The sequence below is a fragment of the Variovorax atrisoli genome (assembly GCF_014195185.1).
Taxonomy (GTDB): Bacteria; Pseudomonadota; Gammaproteobacteria; order Burkholderiales; family Burkholderiaceae_C; genus Variovorax; species Variovorax atrisoli.
The window spans coordinates 112,303-131,210 of the sequence record NZ_JACIBG010000009.1 but is presented as its reverse complement, the minus strand read 5'-3'; the positions used below and the strand labels follow the sequence as shown (position 1 = coordinate 131,210).

Annotated in this window: 18 protein-coding genes; 12 read left to right on the top strand and 6 right to left on the bottom strand. The window is 69.7% G+C overall.

Annotation, left to right across the window (positions count from 1 at the left end; all coding sequences use genetic code 11):
• Nucleotides 1–4 precede the first annotated feature (4 nt).
• From FHY06_RS27800 to FHY06_RS27775, 6 genes are read left to right on the top strand one after another with little or no spacing between them, the layout of a single operon-like run.
• Entirely contained in the window at nt 5–2,116 is a 2,112-nt protein-coding gene (locus FHY06_RS27800) for an acetate--CoA ligase family protein (protein WP_184607013.1), read from the top strand.
• Nucleotides 2,117–2,138: 22 nt separating this feature from the next.
• On the top strand, nt 2,139–3,122 hold the full coding sequence (locus FHY06_RS27795; protein ID WP_409327472.1) for a Bug family tripartite tricarboxylate transporter substrate binding protein: 984 nt from the start codon (nt 2,139–2,141) through the stop codon (nt 3,120–3,122).
• A gap of 35 nt (nt 3,123–3,157) precedes the next feature.
• Complete coding sequence (locus FHY06_RS27790) at nt 3,158–4,546, top strand: DUF1254 domain-containing protein (protein WP_260310727.1); 1,389 nt, start codon at nt 3,158–3,160, stop codon at nt 4,544–4,546.
• A 2-nt stretch (nt 4,547–4,548) separates the two neighbouring features.
• Nucleotides 4,549–5,892, top strand: coding sequence for a DUF1254 domain-containing protein (locus FHY06_RS27785; protein WP_184607011.1), 1,344 nt, complete (start codon nt 4,549–4,551; stop codon nt 5,890–5,892).
• Entirely contained in the window at nt 5,889–7,166 is a 1,278-nt protein-coding gene (locus FHY06_RS27780) for an alkyl sulfatase dimerization domain-containing protein (protein WP_184607010.1), read from the top strand. Before FHY06_RS27785 ends, FHY06_RS27780 begins: the two co-directional genes overlap by 4 nt.
• Before the next feature lie 24 nt (nt 7,167–7,190).
• Nucleotides 7,191–8,189: a Bug family tripartite tricarboxylate transporter substrate binding protein gene (locus FHY06_RS27775; RefSeq protein WP_184607009.1), complete on the top strand. Its 999-nt coding sequence runs from the start codon at nt 7,191–7,193 to the stop codon at nt 8,187–8,189.
• 24 nt (nt 8,190–8,213) lie between these two features.
• Here the strand turns inward: FHY06_RS27775 and ruvA are convergent, their stop codons facing one another.
• Complete coding sequence (ruvA, locus tag FHY06_RS27770; protein WP_019656347.1) at nt 8,214–8,786, bottom strand: Holliday junction branch migration protein RuvA; 573 nt, start codon at nt 8,784–8,786, stop codon at nt 8,214–8,216.
• Nucleotides 8,787–8,954: 168 nt separating this feature from the next.
• Between ruvA and FHY06_RS27765 the strand changes: the two genes are divergently transcribed.
• Nucleotides 8,955–9,902: a PhoH family protein gene (locus tag FHY06_RS27765; RefSeq protein WP_019656348.1), complete on the top strand. Its 948-nt coding sequence runs from the start codon at nt 8,955–8,957 to the stop codon at nt 9,900–9,902.
• 1 nt (nt 9,903) lies between these two features.
• Nucleotides 9,904–10,371 carry an rRNA maturation RNase YbeY gene (ybeY, locus tag FHY06_RS27760; protein ID WP_019656349.1) on the top strand — a complete coding sequence of 156 codons (468 nt, stop codon included), beginning with the start codon at nt 9,904–9,906 and terminating at the stop codon, nt 10,369–10,371.
• An 18-nt stretch (nt 10,372–10,389) separates the two neighbouring features.
• Here the strand turns inward: ybeY and dtd are convergent, their stop codons facing one another.
• Both dtd and FHY06_RS27750 read right to left on the bottom strand, forming a co-directional pair.
• On the bottom strand, nt 10,390–10,833 hold the full coding sequence (gene dtd / locus FHY06_RS27755; protein WP_126184774.1) for a D-aminoacyl-tRNA deacylase: 444 nt from the start codon (nt 10,831–10,833) through the stop codon (nt 10,390–10,392).
• Nucleotides 10,830–11,747 carry a cation diffusion facilitator family transporter gene (locus tag FHY06_RS27750; RefSeq protein ID WP_132753450.1) on the bottom strand — a complete coding sequence of 306 codons (918 nt, stop codon included), beginning with the start codon at nt 11,745–11,747 and terminating at the stop codon, nt 10,830–10,832. The genes dtd and FHY06_RS27750 overlap by 4 nt, the downstream gene beginning before the upstream one ends.
• 155 nt (nt 11,748–11,902) lie before the next feature.
• Here FHY06_RS27750 and FHY06_RS27745 point away from each other — a divergent pair, with 155 nt between their 5' ends.
• Entirely contained in the window at nt 11,903–12,445 is a 543-nt protein-coding gene (locus tag FHY06_RS27745; RefSeq protein WP_240650067.1) for a FecR family protein, read from the top strand.
• Between the two features lie 5 nt (nt 12,446–12,450).
• A complete protein-coding gene (locus FHY06_RS27740) occupies nt 12,451–13,074 on the top strand; it encodes an OmpA family protein (RefSeq protein ID WP_051127628.1) in 624 nt (207 codons plus the stop codon).
• 44 nt (nt 13,075–13,118) lie between these two features.
• On the opposite strand, the gene tyrS is transcribed toward FHY06_RS27740, so the two are convergent.
• The gene (tyrS, locus tag FHY06_RS27735) at nt 13,119–14,327 is read right to left on the bottom strand and encodes a tyrosine--tRNA ligase (RefSeq protein ID WP_184607007.1); all 1,209 of its coding nucleotides are present in this window, start codon (nt 14,325–14,327) and stop codon (nt 13,119–13,121) included.
• Between the two features lie 185 nt (nt 14,328–14,512).
• Here tyrS and FHY06_RS27730 point away from each other — a divergent pair, with 185 nt between their 5' ends.
• Nucleotides 14,513–15,859: a M23 family metallopeptidase gene (locus FHY06_RS27730; RefSeq protein ID WP_126184777.1), complete on the top strand. Its 1,347-nt coding sequence runs from the start codon at nt 14,513–14,515 to the stop codon at nt 15,857–15,859.
• A 10-nt stretch (nt 15,860–15,869) separates the two neighbouring features.
• Entirely contained in the window at nt 15,870–16,997 is a 1,128-nt protein-coding gene (locus tag FHY06_RS27725; RefSeq protein ID WP_184607006.1) for an anhydro-N-acetylmuramic acid kinase, read from the top strand.
• Nucleotides 16,998–17,004: 7 nt separating this feature from the next.
• Here FHY06_RS27725 and mdtD read toward each other — a convergent pair whose 3' ends face one another.
• Complete coding sequence (gene mdtD, locus FHY06_RS27720) at nt 17,005–18,429, bottom strand: multidrug transporter subunit MdtD (RefSeq protein WP_019656357.1); 1,425 nt, start codon at nt 18,427–18,429, stop codon at nt 17,005–17,007.
• Between the two features lie 99 nt (nt 18,430–18,528).
• Nucleotides 18,529–18,894 (bottom strand): iron-sulfur cluster insertion protein ErpA, encoded by a 366-nt coding sequence (erpA, locus tag FHY06_RS27715; RefSeq protein ID WP_019656358.1) that lies wholly within the window; start codon nt 18,892–18,894, stop codon nt 18,529–18,531.
• Nucleotides 18,895–18,908 lie beyond the last annotated feature (14 nt).

Sequence of the window (18,908 nt, the reverse complement as noted above, 5' to 3'; positions counted from 1 at the left end):
ACCCATGGATTTCTTCAGCTCCCAGGCCGAATCGCTCTCGGCCCTGTTCGCGCCGCGCTCCATCGCGGTGGTCGGCGCCTCTTCCAGCCCGCAGAAGATCGGTGGCATACCGGTCGACTACCAGCGCCGCTTCGGCTTCGACGGCGCGCTCTATCCGGTCAACCCCAAGGCCGACCGCATCCAGGACCTGCAGGCCTGGCCCACCCTGAGCGCCATCGGCCGACCGGTGGACCTGGCCATCCTCGCCGTGCCGGCCGCGCTGGTCGACGGCGCGCTCGACGATGCCATCGCCGCGAAGGTGAAGGGCGTGGTGCTGTTCTCTTCTGGCTTCGCCGAGACCGGCGCCGATGGGTTGGCCGCGCAGGCCCGGCTCGGCGACAAGGCGCGCGCGGCCGGCGTGCGGCTCGTCGGCCCGAACTGCCTGGGCTTCATGAACATCGCGCGCAATGTCTACGCGACCTTCTCGCCGGCGCCCGGCGTGGGCCGCGTGAGCGCGGGGCGCATCGGGCTGGTGAGCCAGTCGGGCGCGTTCGGCGCGTACGCCTACTCGATGGCGCGGGCGCGCGGCGTGGGCCTGTCGCTGTGGGCCACCACCGGCAACGAGGCCGACGTGCAGTTCGCCGACTGCCTGGCCTGGCTCGCGCAGGACCCGGCCACCGACGTGATCATGGGCTACATGGAAGGCTGCCGCGACGGTCCGCGGCTGCGCGCCGCGCTGGCCCTCGCGCAGGCGAACGGCAAGCCGGTGGTGATGGTCAAGGTCGGCAGCACCGCGCTGGGCGCGCAGGCCGCGGCCTCGCACACCGCGGCACTGGCCGGCGACGACGCGGTGTACGACGCGGTGTTCCGGCAGTACGGCGTGCTGCGCGCGCGCAACCTCACCGAGTTCTTCGACCTGGCCCACAGCGCGGCCGTGGCCGGCCGCCCGCGCGACCGCTCGATCGGCCTGTTCACGCTCTCGGGAGGCGTGGGCGCGCTGATGGCCGACGAGGCCTCGGCGCAGGGCCTGGACGTACAGCCGCTGAGCGACGCCGCACAGGACACCCTGCGCAGCTGGGTGCCTTTCGCGGCGCCGCGCAATCCGGTCGACATCACCGGCCAGGTCACGAACGACATGAGCCTGCTGGAGCGCAGCGCACGCGTGATGCTCGACGACCGCGGCTTCGCCTCGTGGATGGGCTTCCTTGCGGCTGCCGGCGCGTCGGACGCGTTCTGGCCCGTGCTGCGCGAACTGGTGGGCTCGCTGCGCGCGGCCTATCCCGACACGCTGCTCGCCATCAGCACGCTGCTGGCGCCGGAGCGCCGCGCCGAGCTGGAAGCGATGCGCTGCCTGGTGTTCGCCGATCCGTCGGACGGCATCCGCACCATCGCCGCGCTGGCCGGATTGAAGACCGGTGCGCCGCCTTCGGCGGTCCCGGCTCTCGCCTCGAATCCGCTGAAGCTGTCCCCCGGCACCATGCCCGAGCCCGACGCGCTGGCGCTGCTCGCCGAAGCCGGCGTGCCTGTCGTCGAGCACCGCGTGGTGCGCAGCGCCGACGAGGCGGCAGCCGCCGCCGAGGCCATCGGCGACGCGGTGGTGGTGAAGATCGTGAGCGCGGACATCCCGCACAAGTCGGACGTCGGCGGGGTGGCGCTCGGGCTGCGCGGCGCGGCGCAGGCAAAGGCGGCCTTCGAGCGCACGCGCGATCGGGCACTCACCGCACGGCCCGACGCACGGCTCGACGGCGCACTGGTGGCGCGCATGCTGGCAGGCGGCGTCGAATGCATCGCAGGCGTGCACCGCGACCCGGTGTTCGGCCCGGTGCTGATGTTCGGCCTGGGCGGCATCCACGTCGAGACGCTGCGCGACGTGTCGCTGCGCGCGCTGCCGATCACGCGCGGCGACGCGCTGGCCATGGTGCGCGAGCTGCGCGCCTTCGCGATCCTCGACGGCGCGCGCGGCCGTGCGCCGGTGGATCTCGACTCGATCGCCGATGCGCTGTGCGCGCTAGCCGGCTTCGCGCTGCGCGCCGGCGACTCGCTCGACAGCGCGGAGATCAACCCGCTGATCGCGCGGCCGCGGGCCGATGGCGGCTGCGTGGCGGTCGATGCGCTGGTGGTCGGGCGCGCCGCATGAACAACAACGGGAGACACACCGCATGACGACATCGAAGAGACAACTTGCCATGCTCGGCGCAGCCATCGCGCTCGCGGCCGGCGGTGCGCAGGCCGAGGCGCCCTTTCCGTCGAAGCCGCTGCGCATCGTCGTGCAGTACCAGGCGGGCGGTTCCACCGACATCCTCGCGCGCATCGTGGCAGAGGGGCTGTCGAAGCGGCTGGGCCAGCCGGTGGTGGTCGAGAACCGCAGCGGCGCGGGCGGGATCATCGGCACCGACTACGTCGCCAAGAGCGCGCCCGACGGCTACACGCTGCTGCTGACGGTGCCGGGCCCCGTCACCGCGAACATGGTGCTCTACAGCAAGCTGCCCTACGACCCGCGCACCGACCTGCGCATGGTCTCGGACATCGCCACCACGCGCACCGTGCTGGCCGTGCACCCCTCGGTGCCGGCGAAGGACTTCAAGAGCCTGATCGCCGCGGTGAAGGCCGCGCCCGGCAAGTACACGATGGGCTCGTGGGGCCCGGGCACGCAGCCGCACCAGATCCAGGTCTACATGGACAAGACCTACGGCCTGCAGACGCTGCACGTGCCCTACAAGGGCGAGAGCCCGATGGCGGTGGACCTGATCAGCGGCGTCATCAACATGACCGTGGGCTCGGTCACCACGCTGCAGCCGTACATCGCGGCCGGCAAGCTGCGCGCACTGGCCGTTGCCGGACCGCGCCGCGCCAAGGCGCTGCCCGACGTGCCGACCTTCGCCGAGCAGGGCTACGCCGACGAGGTCTATGCGCTCACCGGCCCGACCTCGCTGATGGCGCCCGCGAAGACGCCCGATGCGATCGTCGAACGGCTGGGACGCGAAGTCAGCGCGGTGACCCGCCAGCCCGAGGTCAGCCGCCGCATCGAGGAGCTGGGCGCCGAACCGGTGGGCAACCTGCCGGCCGAGGCCACCGCTGCCTACAGGGCATTCCTCCCCGTGACGCTGCGCCTGACGCAGGCCACGGGTGTGAAGCTCGATTGAACCGATCCATGAACTCCAGCAAAGAGACATCCGACATGAACGCTCCCGATCCCAATCTCGCCGTTGTCCTCGCGCGCAAGGCGCTGGCCCGCTCCATCGGCCTGGCCGCCTTCGTCTACGGCTACCCGCTCACCGAGACCTACCGCACCTGCGCCATGCAGACCGCGCCCCAGGCCGAGCGCCGCGCCGGCGCCTCGCACGGATCGGACGTGCGTGCGCCGCTGAACACGCTGCATCACGCGCCGCGCCCCTCCACCCATGAAGACCGCGACGTGGTGACGCCGGCCAACGACCTGCTCTACACCATCGCGTGGGTGCACCTGGCCCATGGGCCGATGCTGCTGACGGTGCCCGCATCGTCGCGCCATCCGGGCCGCTACTTCGTGCTGCCGCTGTACGACGCCTACACCGAGAACTTCGAGAACCTGGGGCCGCGCAACTGCAACCCGGAGGGCGAGACGGTGGTGCTCGTCGGGCCGGGCGGCACTGTGCCGGAATCGCTCGCGGGCCACCGCGTGGTGCGTTGCCCGACCGATCTCGTCTGGCTGATCGGCCGCATCCTCGTGGGCGACGAGAGCGACTGGCCCGCCGCACGCACGCTGCAGTCCGAGATCGGGCTGGCGCCCGCGCCCGGCACTGTGCTGCAGGGTCGGCCGTCCGCCGTCGAGCACTGGGACGGCCCTGCGGTCGACGCGATGGCCGCGGCCTTCGAGAACGGCGAGCCGGCCGCGCAGGTGGCGCCGCGCTTCTTCACCAACATGTGCCGGGAGCTCGCCGAGGCGCCGGGCCGCGTGGAAGACCGCGCGCTGGTCGCGTGGTTCGGCCAGGCCGGGCTGCGGCCGGACGCCGCGTTCTCATGGGACACGCTGGACGAGCCCACCCGCGAAGGCCTGATCGAGGGCTTCGCCGAAGGCGTGCAGCTGGTCGGCGCCGTGGGCCGCAACCGGCGGCCCAAGCCCTGGTCGATGACGCCTTCCACCGGCCGCTACGGCAACGAGTTTCTCGGCCGCGCCCGCACCGCCTACCTGGGGCTGGGCGCGCTGGCCACCAGCGAGGCGGTGTACGCGGCCGCGCACTACGACGAGAGGCAGGAGCCGCTGGACGGCCAGCGCAGCTACACGATGCGCTTCGAGGCCGACGACATGCCGCCCGCGGACGCCTTCTGGTCGGTGACGCTCTACGACGCCGACCGCTTCCTCTACCCCAACGAGATCAGGCGCCACGCCATCGGCGACCGCACGCCCGGCCTGAAGCGCGCAGCCGACGGCAGCCTGGAGATCGAGTTCGGCCATGTGCGCCCGGCCGACGCGTCCAACTGGCTGCCCGCGCCGGCCGGCCGCTTCTATCTGATCCTTCGCATGTACTACCCGCGCGAGGGCGTGCAGAGCTGGCGCATTCCCGCCCTGCGGGCACGGGAGGCCTGAGGATGCAGACCACGACCATCGACGACGGACTGCGCACGCTGGCCGAGGAGGCCGTCGTCTACGCCTTCCCGCTCTACGAGATGAGCCGCATGCGCGCGGCCACCTCGCCGCAGCGCTCCGACACCGCGGGAGAAGCACCCAGGCCGCATCGCTGGTGCAACGTGTTCACCCACGCGCGCCAGCTGCTGGGCGCAGGCAAGAGCCGCGTGGTGACGCCGAACAACGACACGCTCTACACCAACGCCTGGCTCGACCTGGGCGAAGGCCCGCTGGTGATCGACGTGCCCGACACGGCCGGGCGCTACTACGTGCTGGGCCTGCTGGACTTCTACACGAACCCCTTCGCGCACATCGGCCAGCGGCTCACCGGAACGGCGGCGCGCTCCTTCCTCGTCACGCCGCCGGGCTGGCGCGGGGAAGTGCCGGCCGCATTCGCGCAGCCCGGCTCGCACATCGAGGCGCCGACGCGCTGGCTGTGGGTGATCGGCCGCATCCTGGTCGACGGACCCGGCGACGTGCCGGCCGTGAATGCGCTGCAGGACGGCTTCGTCGTGCGCACGCTCGGCGACTGGCGGGCCGGCAAGGCCTCGTCGATGCCGAAGCATTTCGACCCGGCCTGCGATCCGAAGGCGCCGCTGAGCGCCGAACACTTCGCGGCGCAGGTGAACCGCGCACTGCGCGAGAACCCGCCGCCGGCGCGCGATGCCGGGCTGCTGGCACGCTTCACGCGGCTCGGGCTGGGCCTCGGTACCGGCGAACCCGACGAGGCGCAGCTCGCCGTGCTGCAGAAAGCGCTCGACGCCGTGCTGCCGCGCCTGCGCCATGCGCAGTCGGGCGCCACCTCTTCCACCGGCTGGGTGCAGATGCCGCTGGTCGAAGGCAGCTTCGGCGACGACCACCTGGCGCGCGCGCTGGTGGCGCTCAAGTACATCGGCATGCTCGAGAGCCGCGAGGCGACCTACCCGCTGGCGTGGCACGACGCATCCGGGCGCAAGCTCGACGGCAGCGGCCGCTACACGCTGCGCTTCGCGCCCGGCGCGCTGCCGCCGGTCGATGCCTTCTGGTCGCTCACGATGTACGACAGCCGCGACTACATGCTGGTGGACAACCCCATCGACCGCTACGCCATCGGCGACCGCACGCGCGGGCTGCGACGCGACTTGGACGGCGGGCTCACGCTGCACATCCAGCATGCGCGCCCGGACGACGAAGCCGCGCAGGCGAACTGGCTGCCGGCGCCCGCGGGCGACTTCTATCTGTGCCTGCGCGCCTACGTGCCGCGCGAGGAAATGCTGGACGGCCGCTATGCGCTGCCGGCGCTGGTGCGTACCGGGGAGGCCGCATGAACACGAACGATACGAACAACACGAACGGCGTCGGACAGGAGAAGCCTTTCCTCATCGTCGGCACCGGCACCGAGACGGTGGCGCCGGGCCTGCACATCCTGCGCGGCCAGGGGCAGTCCTTCGTGGCCGAGACGGACGCCGGCCTCGTGGTGATCGATGCCGGGCCTGGCGGCCCGGTGACGCAGGGAATGATCGACGCGGTGCGCAAGCTCAGCAACGCGCCGCTGCATGCGCTCTGCTACAGCCACGGGCACGTGGGCTACAACTCCGGCGTGCCGATGTGGCTCGCGCATGCCGAGCAGCGCGGTGATGCGCCGCCGCGCGTCATCGCGCACCGCAACGTGCTGCGGCGCCAGGCCCGCTACCGCGAGACCGAGGCGCTGCAGCACCGCATGGCGGAGATCCAGTTCAACCGGCCGGCGGGCTTCTTCGACCGCCGGCTCACCATGCACGCGCCCACGGAAACCTTCGACGACCGGCTGCAGATCGGCCAGGGCGACAGCCATGTCGAGCTGCGCTGGGCACCATCGGAAACCGACGACGCGATCGCGCTGTGGAGCCCGTCGCAGCGCGTGCTTTACGGCGGTGCAGCGCTGATCGATTCGATTCCCAACATCGGCACGCCCTTTCGCACGATGCGCGACACGGTGCGCTGGGCCGACACGCTCGAAGCGCTCGCGGCGCTCGGCGCGCGCAAGGCGGTGCGCGAGTTCGGCGCCACGCTCGAAGGCGAGGAGCAGGTGCGGCACGTGCTCACCCACACCGCGCGTGCGCTGCGCTGGCTGCGCGCCGAGGTCGTGCGGCTGATGAACGAGGGGCACAACGAGCGCGGCGTGCTCGCGCGCATCCGCTTTCCCGACGAGCTGTTCGACGTCGAGTGGATGAAGCCGACGTACGGCGACCCCGGCTACATCGTGCGCGACATCTACCGCTCGGAGAACGGCTGGTGGGACCGCAACCCGACCTCGCTGCACCCCGAGGCGCCCGAGGCCGTCGGCCGGGCCGTGGCCGAGGCCATCACCGACAAGCGCGGCGTGATCGCGCGTGCATGCGCCCTCGCGAAGGAAGGCCGCTGGCAGCTCGCACTGCACGTCATCGACCTGCTGGCCATCGCCGAGGGCGACGCGCCCGAGATCGTGGAGGCGCGCTCGCTGAAGGCCGAATGGCTGCGCGAGCGTGCACGGCAGGTGCCGAGTTACGTCTCGCGCAACCTGTATCGCGTGGGCGCGGACATGATCGAGCAGGGAACGCAGGCGCGCTTCGGCATCCACTGAAAAACAGACGACAGGAGACAACACATGACAACCACACTCCTCCGGCACCGCCTGCGCTCGCTGGCCGTGGGCGCGCTCGCGGCGTGGGCGGCGATGGCCGTCCATGCACAGGGCAATGCCGATGCCTATCCCGACAAGCCGGTGACGCTGATCGTTCCCACGGCGGCGGCGGGCGGCACCGACACCATCTCGCGGCTGATCGCCGACGCGCTCTCCAAGTCGATGAAGCAGCCCTTCATCATCGACAACCGCCCGGGCGCCAACGGCATCCTCGGCACCGAGCTCGCGGCGCGCGCCACGCCCGACGGCTACAAGCTGCTGTTCACCTACGCCGCGGCGATGGTGGTGAACCCCAGCCTCTACAGGAAGCTGCCCTACGACCCGGTGAAGGACTTCGCGCCCGTGGCGCAGATCGGGCGCGGCGGCAACCTGCTGCTGGTGCGGCCGGACCTGCCGGTGAAGACGCTCAAGGAATTCGTCGCTTACGCCAAGGCGCGCCCCGGCAAGCTCAACTACTGCTCGTGGGGCAACGGCTCGGGCGGCCACCTCGCGATGGAAAGCCTCAGGAAGCAGGCGGGCCTGTCGATGACGCACGTGCCCTACAAGGGCAGCGGTCCGTGCGTGCAGGACCTGATGGGCGGGCAGGTGGATGCGGCCTTCGCCGACATGTCGTCCACGGTGGAGCTGGTGCGCGCGGGCCGGCTGAAGGCGCTGGCCAACAGCGGACCCTCGCGCATCCCGATGCTGCCCGACGTGCCGACGATGACGGAGGCCGGCTACCCCTTCGCGAACTATTCGTGGTACGGCCTGCTGGCGCCCGCGAAGACGCCGCCGGCCATCGTCAAGAAGCTCAACCTCGCCGTGAATCAGCTGCTGAAGGACCCGGCGGTGGTGCAGCGCCTGCGCGAACTCAACTTCACCGACCTGCCGCAGAACACGCCCGAGCAGTTCGCCGCCACCATCCAGAAGGACCTGCACGACTGGAACCTGCTGGTGAAGGACATCGGACTGACGCTGGAGTGAAAAGAAGCGCCGCCGCCGCCGGCCTCACTTGGCCAGCGACTTCAGCGCCAGCTTGATGCCTTCGCTCACCGCCACGTCCTTGGGCAGCGCCTTGAGCGCGAGCGCGGCTTCCTTGTCGCTGTAGCCCAGGGCGACCAGCGCCTGCAGGATGTCGGCCTGCGCGTCGGAGGCGGCGTGCGCCGGCAGGCCGATGTCGGCGCCGAGCTTGCCCTTGAGCTCCAGCAGCAGCCGCTCGGCCGTCTTCTTGCCGATGCCGGGGATCTTCACCAGCCGGCCCAGCTCCTGCGTGGTGATCGCCTGCGAGAGTTCGCCCACGCTCATGCCCGAAAGCAGGCCCAGCGCGGTGCGCGGACCCACGCCGGTGATCTTGATGAGCTGGCGGAAGGCCGCGCGCTCCTCGGCAGTGCCGAAGCCGTAGAGAATCTGCGCGTCCTCGCGCACGACGAAGTGCGTGAGCAGCGACACCTTGGTGCCGACGTTCGGCAGGTTGTAGAACGTGCTCATCGGCACGTCGACCTCGTAGCCAACGCCGTTGCAGTCGACAACGACCTGCGGCGGATTGCGCTCGGCCAGGGTGCCGGTCAGTTTGCCTATCATTGGCTTCCCCCCGTTGCTTGCTCACTCCGTGTAGCCGCTTTCCCCCTCAACAGGGCAACACCGGCGGCCCGGCAAAGCCGGTTCCGCGGTGTTTCCCGCCCTGGATTGCGTTTTTTCGAGCGTGGCTGGTCTTGCATGGGCTGCCGATTAGATGGAAATGGATACCGCGTGATTCTGCGACACACCTTCACCCCACTGAACAACTCGCGCCTGAGCCACCTGTGCGGCCCGCTGGACGCCCACCTGCGCCGCATCGAGGAGGCGCTGGACGTGAAGATCGCGCACCGCCACGAGCAGTTCAAGGTCGAGGGCCACAAGGCCCCCGCGCAGCGCGCCATGGACGTTCTGCAGGCGCTCTACGAGATCGCGCAGCGGCCGATCGACGCGGCCGTGGTGCAGCTCACGCTGGCCGGCGACGGCGGGATGCTCGACGGCGACGACGATGCGGCGATGCTCGTCACCCGCCGCGGCGACCTGCGGCCGCGCACGCCCACGCAGGCGATCTACCTCGACAACATCGCGAAGCACGACATCACCTTCGGCATCGGCCCGGCCGGCACCGGCAAGACGTATCTGGCAGTGGCCTGCGCGGTAGACGCGCTGGAGCGCGCCGCGGTGCAGCGCATCGTGCTGACGCGCCCGGCGGTGGAAGCAGGCGAGCGTCTGGGCTTCCTGCCGGGCGACCTGACGCAGAAGGTCGACCCGTACCTGCGCCCGCTGTACGACGCGCTCTACGACCTGATGGGCTTCGAGAAGGTGCAGAAGGCCTTCGAGCGCAATGCGCTGGAGATCGCGCCGCTGGCCTTCATGCGCGGGCGCACGCTGAACAATGCCTTCGTGATCCTCGACGAGGCGCAGAACACCACGCCGGAGCAGATGAAGATGTTCCTCACGCGCATCGGCTTCGGCGCGCGCGCGGTGGTGACGGGCGACGTGAGCCAGATCGACCTGCCCAAGAACCAGCTGAGCGGCCTGATCGACGCCGAGCGCGTGCTCAAGCGCGTGAACGGCATCGCCATGACGCACTTCACGAGCGCGGACGTGGTGCGCCACCCGCTGGTGGCGAAGATCGTCGATGCCTACGACGGCCAGCGCAAGCGCGCGGGGAGCCACTGAGATGGCGGCATCGAAGCTCCCGGCGCTTTCGCTGTCGCTGCAGTTCGGCCGCTTCAAGGGCGTGGAGCGCCACCGCGCCGCGCTGCCGCGCCACAGCGTGACGCGCTGGATACGCCATGCGCTCGACATCGACGGCGAGATCACGGTGCGCATCGTCGATGCCGACGAAGGCCAGCGCCTGAACCGCGAGTTCCGCGGCAAGGACTATGCGACCAACGTGCTCACCTTCGACTATGCGCAGGGCCCCGTCGTGATGGCCGACCTGGTGCTGTGCGCGCCGGTGGTCGCGCGCGAGGCGAAGGAAAACCGCAAGACGCTGGCCGACCACTACGCGCACCTGCTGGTGCACGGCACGCTGCACGCCCAGGGCTGGGACCACGAGACCAGCGAGGCCGACGCCGACGAGATGGAGGCGTACGAGATAGAGATCCTCGCGGGGCTGGGCGTGCGCAACCCCTACGGCAAATAGCCGGGCGGCCGGCCGCCGCTACGCCGTCATCTGCAGCGGGATCGTGACCGGCCCGTCGTTGAGCAGGTGCACCTGCATGTCGGCGCCGAACTCGCCGGTGGCCACCACCGGATGCGCGGCGCGGGCCTGCGCCACGAAGTATTCGTAGAGGCGCCGCCCTTCGTCGGGCGGCGCGGCCTGGGTGAAGCTGGGGCGGTTGCCTGCGCTCGCATCGGCCGCCAGCGTGAACTGGCTCACCACGAGCAGGCCGCCGCCGATGTCCTGCACGCTGCGGTTCATCTTGCCGGCCTCGTCGGCGAAGATGCGCAGCTTGAGGATCTTGGCGAGCATGCGGTCGGCGAGCGCGTCGACGTCGCCGCGCTCGGCGCACAGCAGCACGAGCAGGCCTGCATCGATGGCGCCGACGGTGCGGCCGGAAATGTCGACGCGGGCATTCGCGACGCGCTGGAGAACGGCTTTCATAGGGGGTGATGTTCGCCGGCCTGGGTGGCGCGGGCTTCCATGGTCAAGGGCAACAGCTGGATGGTGACGCGCAGGCCGGGCACGGCGTCCATCAGCGCCTGCTCGAGCTCGTCGCGCATGCCGGCGGCGTGCTGCAGCGTCCAGTCGCCGGGCACGTGCATGTGCAGGTCGGCGAAGCGGCGCTGGCCGGCGCTGCGCGTGACCATGTCGTCGAAGCGCAGCCGCCGGCCTTCGGGCACGCGGGCGGCGAAGGCATCGATGGTGGCGCGCACGGTGCCGAGGGTTTCGGAGTCGACCGCCTCGTCCATCAGCCCCTGCGAGGAGCGCCACACCAGCTTGACGCCCTCGCGCGCGATGTTCAGCGCGACGCCGATGGCCAGGATCGGATCGAGCCAGAGCCAGCCGGTGACCATCACGCCGACGATGCCGATCAGCACGGCGGCGGACGTCCAGACGTCGGCCATCAGGTGGCGGCCGTCGGCCTCCAGCGCGATCGAGCGGTGGGCGCGCGCCGCGCGGAACAGCAGCAGGGCCAGCCCCGCGTTGAAGCCCGAGCTGATCACCGACAGCGCCAGGCCCCAGCCCAGCTGCTCCAGCGGCTGGGGCGACAGCAGCCGCTGCACCGAGACCCAGAGGATGGCGATGGCCGCCCCGACGATCAGGATGCCCTCGAAACCCGAGGAGAAGTACTCGGCCTTGTGGTGGCCGTAGGGGTGGTCGTCGTCGGCCGGCCGCTCGGCGATGGTCACCATCGCGAGCGCGAAGACGGCGCTCGCGAGATTCACGAAGGACTCCATGGCGTCCGAGATCAGGCCCATGGAATTCGTCATGTAGCCGGCCAGGCCCTTGAGCACGATCGTGATCAAAGCCACGGCAACCGACGCGCGAAGCAGCGCCTTAGGGGTAAACATCATTCGAAAACCACCGTGAACAGTGCAGGAAGCAGGGCGAAAAGCGGTAAAAGGGCGCAGAAACAGCCTGAATTATCGGCCTCGTGTCCATATGTAACGCCTTCGCATTAATAATGTTTGACTAACGTTGCGCAACTCTTAGCACAGAGAGCCAGATGATGAAAAACCTCGTGACCGTCCTCGGCGGCATCGCCATCGCGGGATACGCCGCGCTGGCGCAGGCCCAGACGCCGCCGGCCGCTCCTGCGACCGCTCCAGCACCCGCGCCGGCAGCTGCGGAAGCGGCTCCCGCGCCAGTGCCTGCCGCCAAGCCCGATCTCCAGGCCGGCTTCGTGAAGTCGGTGCGCGGCAGCGTCCAGCTGCTCAACGGCGCCGGCGCAGCCCGCACGGCCAGCGCAGGCGACGCGGTGGGCGCGGTGGACCGCATCGTGACCGGCCCCGACTCCTCGGCCTCCCTGGTGCTGCGCGACGACACGACGCTGGTGGTCGGGCCCTCCACGCGCCTCGATCTCAAGGAATTCCATTTCGACGGCACCACGCGCGACGGCGGCATCCTGCTCTCGCTGCTGCGCGGCTCCATGCGCATGATCACCGGCCTCATCGGCAAGACCAACCCCGACGCGGTGCGGGTCGAGACGCAGACTGCCACCATCGGCATCCGCGGCACCGACTTCATCGTGCAAGCCGACGGCCAGCCATGATCAAGATGCCGAAGAAACTCCCATCCTCCCGTTTCCCCTCCCTTCTCGCAGCCACGTTGGCCGCCGCCCTGCTGGCCGCTTGCTCCACGCCCGGCACGCGGGTGGTGCTGCTGCCGCAGGCCGACGGCAAGCCCTCGGCGGTGGTGGTCCGCGCCAAGGACGGCGAGGAAGTGCTCTCCACGCCCTACCAGCGCGCCACGGCCGCGGTCGGCGCCAAGGGCGCCCCCGTGGTCGACAACGTCGATCCGGCCAAGGTGCAGGCGGAGAACAAGCCGCTGTTCGACATGCGCCCGCCTCCGCCGCAGCGCTACACGGTCTACTTCGAGCTCGGCGGAACCACGCTGACGCCGGCTTCGCAGCAGATCATGAGCGAGGCGCTGGCGGCAGCGCTGGCGCGCAGCGGCGGCGACATCGTGGTCACCGGCCACACCGACACCAAGGGAAGCGGTCCGCAGAACGACGAGCTCTCGCGCCGCCGCGCGCAGGAAGTGGCCCAGCTCTTCGTCGAGCGCCAGTTCCCGGCCAACCGCATCGAGGCCGTGGGCCGCGGCGAACGCGACCTGGCCGTCCAGACCGCCGACGAGGTGGACGAGCCGCGCAACCGGCGCGTGACCATCGAGGTCCGGTAGATAAATAAGGATGCGGAGCAGGCCCCGCGGGGGCCCGTTCCGGTTCAGCTCAGCGTCACGCGCGCGAACTTGCGCTTGCCGACCTGCACCACGTAGCTGCCCGCGGGCAGCTTCAGCGCCTTGTCGCTGACCACGGCGGAATCGATCCGCACGCCGCCGCCGTCGATCAGGCGGTTGCCTTCTCCAGCCGAAGCCGCCAGGTTCGCCTGCTTGAGCACCTGGGCAATGCCCAGCGGCGCCCCCGACAGCGACACCTCCGGAATCTCCTCCGGCACGCCGCCCTTGCTGCGGTTGATGAAGTCCTGCTCGGCCGCATCGGCCGCCGCTGCGCTGTGGAAGCGGGTGGTGATTTCCTTGGCCAGCGCGACCTTGGCGTCCTTCGGGTTGCGTCCGCCCTCGACCTCGGCCTTCAACGCCGCGATCTGCTCGAGCGACTGGAAGCTCAGCAGCGTGTACCAGCGCCACATCAGGTCGTCGGAAATCGACAGCACCTTGGCGAACATGGTGTTGGCGTCTTCGCTGATGCCGATGTAGTTGTTCTTGCTCTTGGACATCTTCTCGACGCCGTCGAGCCCTTCCAGCAGCGGCATGGTGAGGATGCACTGCGGTTCCTGGCCGTATTCCTGCTGGAGATGGCGGCCGACGAGCAGGTTGAACTTCTGGTCGGTGCCGCCCAGTTCCAGGTCGCTCTTGAGGGCGACCGAGTCGTAGCCCTGCATCAGCGGGTAGAGGAATTCGTGCACCGAGATCGACTGGCCGGCCTTGAAGCGCTTGTTGAAGTCGTCGCGCTCCATCATCCGGGCGACCGTGTACTTGGCGGCCAGCTGGATCATGCCGCGGGCGCCCAGGGGGTCGCTCCATTCGGAGTTGTAGCGGATCTCGGTCTTCTCGGGATCGAGCACCAGGCTGGCCTGCTTGTAGTAGGTCTGGGCGTTGGCCTCGATCTGCTCGCGGGTGAGCGGCGGGCGGGTGCTGTTGCGGCCGGAGGGGTCGCCGATGGTGGTGGTGAAGTCGCCGATCAGGAAGATCACCCGGTGGCCCAGGTCCTGCAGCTGGCGCATCTTGTTGAGCACCACGGTATGGCCGATGTGGATGTCCGGCGCGGTCGGGTCCAGGCCCAGCTTGATGCGCAGCGGGGTTCCGGTGGCTTCGGACCGCTGGAGCTTGCGCACCCATTCGTCCTGCGGCAGCAGCTCGTCGGCGCCCCGGAGGGAGATTTCGAGCGCGCGTCCTACACTATTCGAGAGGCTCATGGATGTAACAGAATCGGCCTTTACGGGCTTTTTTTGCTGATTTTCGGGGGGCCGAAGCTATACTCAGCCCGACTTTTCAAGCGCCGGATTCTAAGCGGCGCTTCTTTCCGCACCGTCTCCTGCCGCCCTGAACGTGACTGGGCCTTGCAGCACGGACCTGCAGAACCTGAGCTGGAATTCATAGTTTGATCAACGGCATTCTTGCCGCCGAGGAGCTTCTCGCTTCTCGCGTGGCCTATACATTCCGGACGTACCCAAGGCAGATCACCGCGGCCATCGCCACCGTGCTGCTGAGCGCCGGCACCCTCGCGGTGGCATCGCTCGGTCCGGACGCATCCGACCTCCCCGTCCACCAGATTCTCGAAGCCACGGCGCCGGTCTCGTTCGCCGACCAGAGCGAATCGCTCGAGAACTTCAGCTTCACCCTCTTTCGCACCGACGTCACCCGCTCCAGCGACACCGCCGATGCGCTCCTGAAGCGCCTGGGCATCTCCGACCCGGCCGCCACCGCCTTCGTGCGCGGCAGCGTCGAGGCCCGCAACGCGCTCTTCTCGCGCGCCGGCCGCACCGTGACGGCCGAGGCCACGCAGGAGAACCAGCTCAAGAAGCTCAGCGCCCGCTGGATTCCCGACGGCGACGGCGGCTTCAAGCGCTTCGTCATCGAGCGCACGCCCACCGGCTTCTCAGGCGTGACCGAGCGCGACTCGCTGACCCCGGGCACGCGCCTGGCCAGCGGCACCATCCGCACTTCGCTGTTCGCCGCCACCGACGACTCGCGCATTCCCGACGCCGTGGCCAGCCAGCTCGCGGACATCTTCGCGGGCGACGTCGACGTGCGCAACCTGCGCAAGGGCGACCGCTTCGCCGTGGTGTACGAGACCTTCGAGGCCGACGGGCAGGCGCTGCGCAGCGGCCGCGTGCTGTCGGCCGAGTTCGAGAACAACGGCAAGATCCACCAGGCGGTCTGGTTCCAGCCCCCGGGCGCGGGCCAGAAGGGCAGCTACTACCGCCCGAACGGCGACAGCCTGCGCAAGGCCTACCTGGCGACGCCGGTCGAGTTCTCGCGCGTGTCCAGCGGCTTCGCGATGCGCATGCACCCGATCCTGAACAGCTGGCGCCAGCACAACGGTATCGACTACGCAGCGCCCACCGGCACCTCGGTGCGCACCGTCGGCGACGGCACGGTCGATTTCGCCGGCACGCAGAACGGCTACGGCAACATCGTCATCATCAACCACCGCAACAACCAGCAGACGGCGTATGCGCACCTGAGCCGCATCGACGTCAAGGCCGGCCAGGCGGTGAGCCAGGGCCAGGCCATCGGCGCGGTGGGTTCCACCGGCTGGGCGACCGGCCCGCACCTGCACTTCGAATTCCGCGTGGGCGGCGTCTACCAGGACCCGACCTCCATCGCACAGGAAGGCGGCGCGCCGATCACCGCCGCCATGCGTCCGGCCTTCGAACGCGTCGCTTCCGGCGCGCGCACCGAACTGGCTGCGGCCTTCTCCGTCATCCAGGCCAGCGCCGACTGATTCCGCGGCGATGGCGGCCGAGCTTTTCATCGGCCTCATGTCGGGCACCTCGCTCGACGGCGTCGATGGCGTGCTCGCCGACTTTTCAGGCGGGCGCATCGCGGTGCGGTCCTACGCGACCGCCCCGTTTCCGGTGGCACTGCGCGCCGAGCTGCTGGCGCTGAACACACCGGGCGACAACGAACTCCACCGCGCCGCACTGGCCGGAAACGGGCTGGCCCGCGCCTACGCGGGTGTCGTGGCCCAGTTGCTGGCCGACAGCGGCACCGACGCCGGCGCAGTCACCGCCATCGGCGCGCACGGCCAGACCGTGCGGCACCGGCCGCTCGAGTTCGACGAGGTCGGCTACACGCTCCAGATCAACAACCCCTCGCTGCTGGCCGAGCTGACCGGCATCGACGTGGTGGCCGACTTCCGCAGCCGTGACCTCGCGGCCGGCGGCCAGGGCGCGCCGCTGGTGCCGGCCTTCCACCGCGCGCTCTTCGCCAGGCCCGACGAGACGGTCGCGGTACTGAACATCGGCGGCATCTCCAACCTGAGCCTGCTGCCGGCCACCAACAGGCCAGAGGGTACGGTCAGCGTCCTGGGCTTCGACTGCGGCCCCGGCAACGCGCTGATGGACCACTGGTGCCAGGCTCATCAAGGGCAGCCTTTCGACAGCGGCGGCCAGTGGGCGGCCAGCGGAAAGGTGCTGCCCGAGCTGCTCGCGCAGCTTCTGGCGGATCCGTATTTCGCCCGGACGCCACCCAAGAGCACCGGCCGCGACCTGTTCAACCCCGCGTGGCTGGCGGCGCAGCTCGGCACCACTGCCATGGCCCCGGAAGACGTCCAGGCGACCCTGGCCGAGCTGACCGCACACGCCTGCGCAGCGGACCTCAAGAGCTACGGAAAAGATAGCAGACTGCTGATCGTCTGCGGCGGCGGCGCACTGAACGGCCACCTGCTCGACCGGCTGCGCGCCCTGCTGCCGGGCGTTGCGGTCGAGGCCTCCACAGACCACGGTCTGCCGCCGCTGCAGGTCGAGGCCGCCGCCTTCGCCTGGCTTGCCCGCGCCACCGTGCGTCGCGAGCCCGGCAATCTCGCCAGCGTGACCGGCGCGCGCAGCGCGCGGGTGCTGGGCGCGATCTACCCGGCCTGAGGCCGGGTCAGCCCTGGCCGGAAACCTCCGGCTGCGCCGGGTGCGGCGCGCGCACTTCCGACGGCAGATGCCAGAAGATCAAGGCAGAAGCGATCGTGATGAGCCCCATGGTCGCAAAGGTCGCCTGGAAGGCGTCCAGCGTGTGGGCCGGCGTGTCGGTGCCGAAGACGCCGTTGTAGCCCGCCAGCACCGCACCGGCGGCTGCCACGCCCATGCTCATCGCCAGCATCTGCACCATCGACAGCAGGCTGTTGCCGCTGCTGGCCATGCTGCCGTCCATGTCCTTCAGCGTGATGGTGTTCATGGCCGTGAACTGCAGCGAATTGACCGCCCCGAATGCCAGCAGCTGCAGCACGTGCAGCGCCATCGGCTGGCCCGGCGCCGTGAGCCCGAAGCTGGCCATGGTGCAGCCCACGAGGATGGTGTTGATCACCAGCACCTTGCGGTAGCCGTTGCGCCTGATCAGCGGGGTGGCGACGCGCTTCATGGCCATGCCGGCCAGGGCGATCGGCAGCATCATCAGCCCGGCGTGCACGGGCGAGTAGCCCATCGACACCTGCAGCAGCAGCGGCACCAGGAAGGGCATGCAGCTGCTGCCCAGCCGCGAGAACAGATTGCCGATCAGCCCGATGCTGAGCGTGGGCACGCGGAAGAGCGAAGGCGCGAAGAGCGGCTCGGGGGTGCGCGAGGCCCGCAGCCAGTAGCCGGCAATGCTCGCGAAGCCGAAGATCAGCACGACCAGCACGCCGCCCTGGCGCAGGCCCACGCCGTCCAGCGCGAGCGAGATCGCCACCATGCCGAAGGCCAGCATCGCATAGCCCACGCTGTCGAAGCGCTTGAGCGTCACGCCGCGCAGATCGGGCATGTATTTGAGGGTGGCGATGCACCCGAGCAGGCCCACGGGCACGTTGATCAGGAAGATCCAGTGCCAGGAGGCGTACTGCACCAGCCACCCGCCCAGCGTCGGCCCCAGCAGCGGCCCGATGAGCCCCGGGATGGCCACGAAGCTCATCGCCTGGAGGAATTCCCCGCGCGGCACCGTCCGCAGCAGCGACAGCCGGCCCACGGGCAGCAGCAGCGCCCCGCCGAGGCCCTGCAGCACGCGCGCCGCCACCAGCTGGCCCAGGCTGTGCGAAAGCGCGCACAGCACCGAACCCAGCGCGAACAGCACGATGGCCGAGAAGAACACCCGCCGCGTGCCGAAGCGGTCGGCGATCCAGCCCGAGGCGGGAATCAGCATCGCCATGGTGAGCGCATAGGCCACCACCACCGACTGCATGCGCAGCGGGCTTTCGCCGAGGCTCGCGGCCATCGCCGGCAGCGCCGTGTTGATGATGGTGGCGTCGAGCGTCTGCATGAAGAAGCCGACGGCGACGAGCCACAGCAGGCTCTTGCGGACGGGATGTTCGGTGGCTTCGGCCTCGGAAGTCATGGGGGGCAGGCTGGGCAGAAAGAAGGACGGGAACGAAAAAGCCGCCCGGAGGCGGCTTTCTTCTTCAGGCGGGCTGGGGGTTCAACGGCATCCGGCGGATCAGGCCGAGAAGCTCGAGCCGCAGCCGCAGGTGCTGGTGGCGTTCGGGTTCTTGATCACGAACTGGGCGCCCTGCAGGTCTTCCTTGTAGTCGATCTCGGCGCCGACCAGGTACTGGTAGCTCATCGCGTCGATCAGCAGCGACACACCGTTCTTGGTCATGGTGGTGTCGTCTTCGTTGGTGATCTCATCGAAGGTGAAGCCGTACTGGAAGCCGGAGCAGCCGCCGCCCTGCACGAACACGCGCAGCTTGAGGTCGGGGTTGCCTTCTTCGGCGATCAGGTCGGCCACCTTGGCTGCCGCGCTGTCGGTGAAGATGATCGGCTCGGGCATCTGGGTCTGGATGTTTTCGGCTACGGCGCTCATGGACTGATAACTCC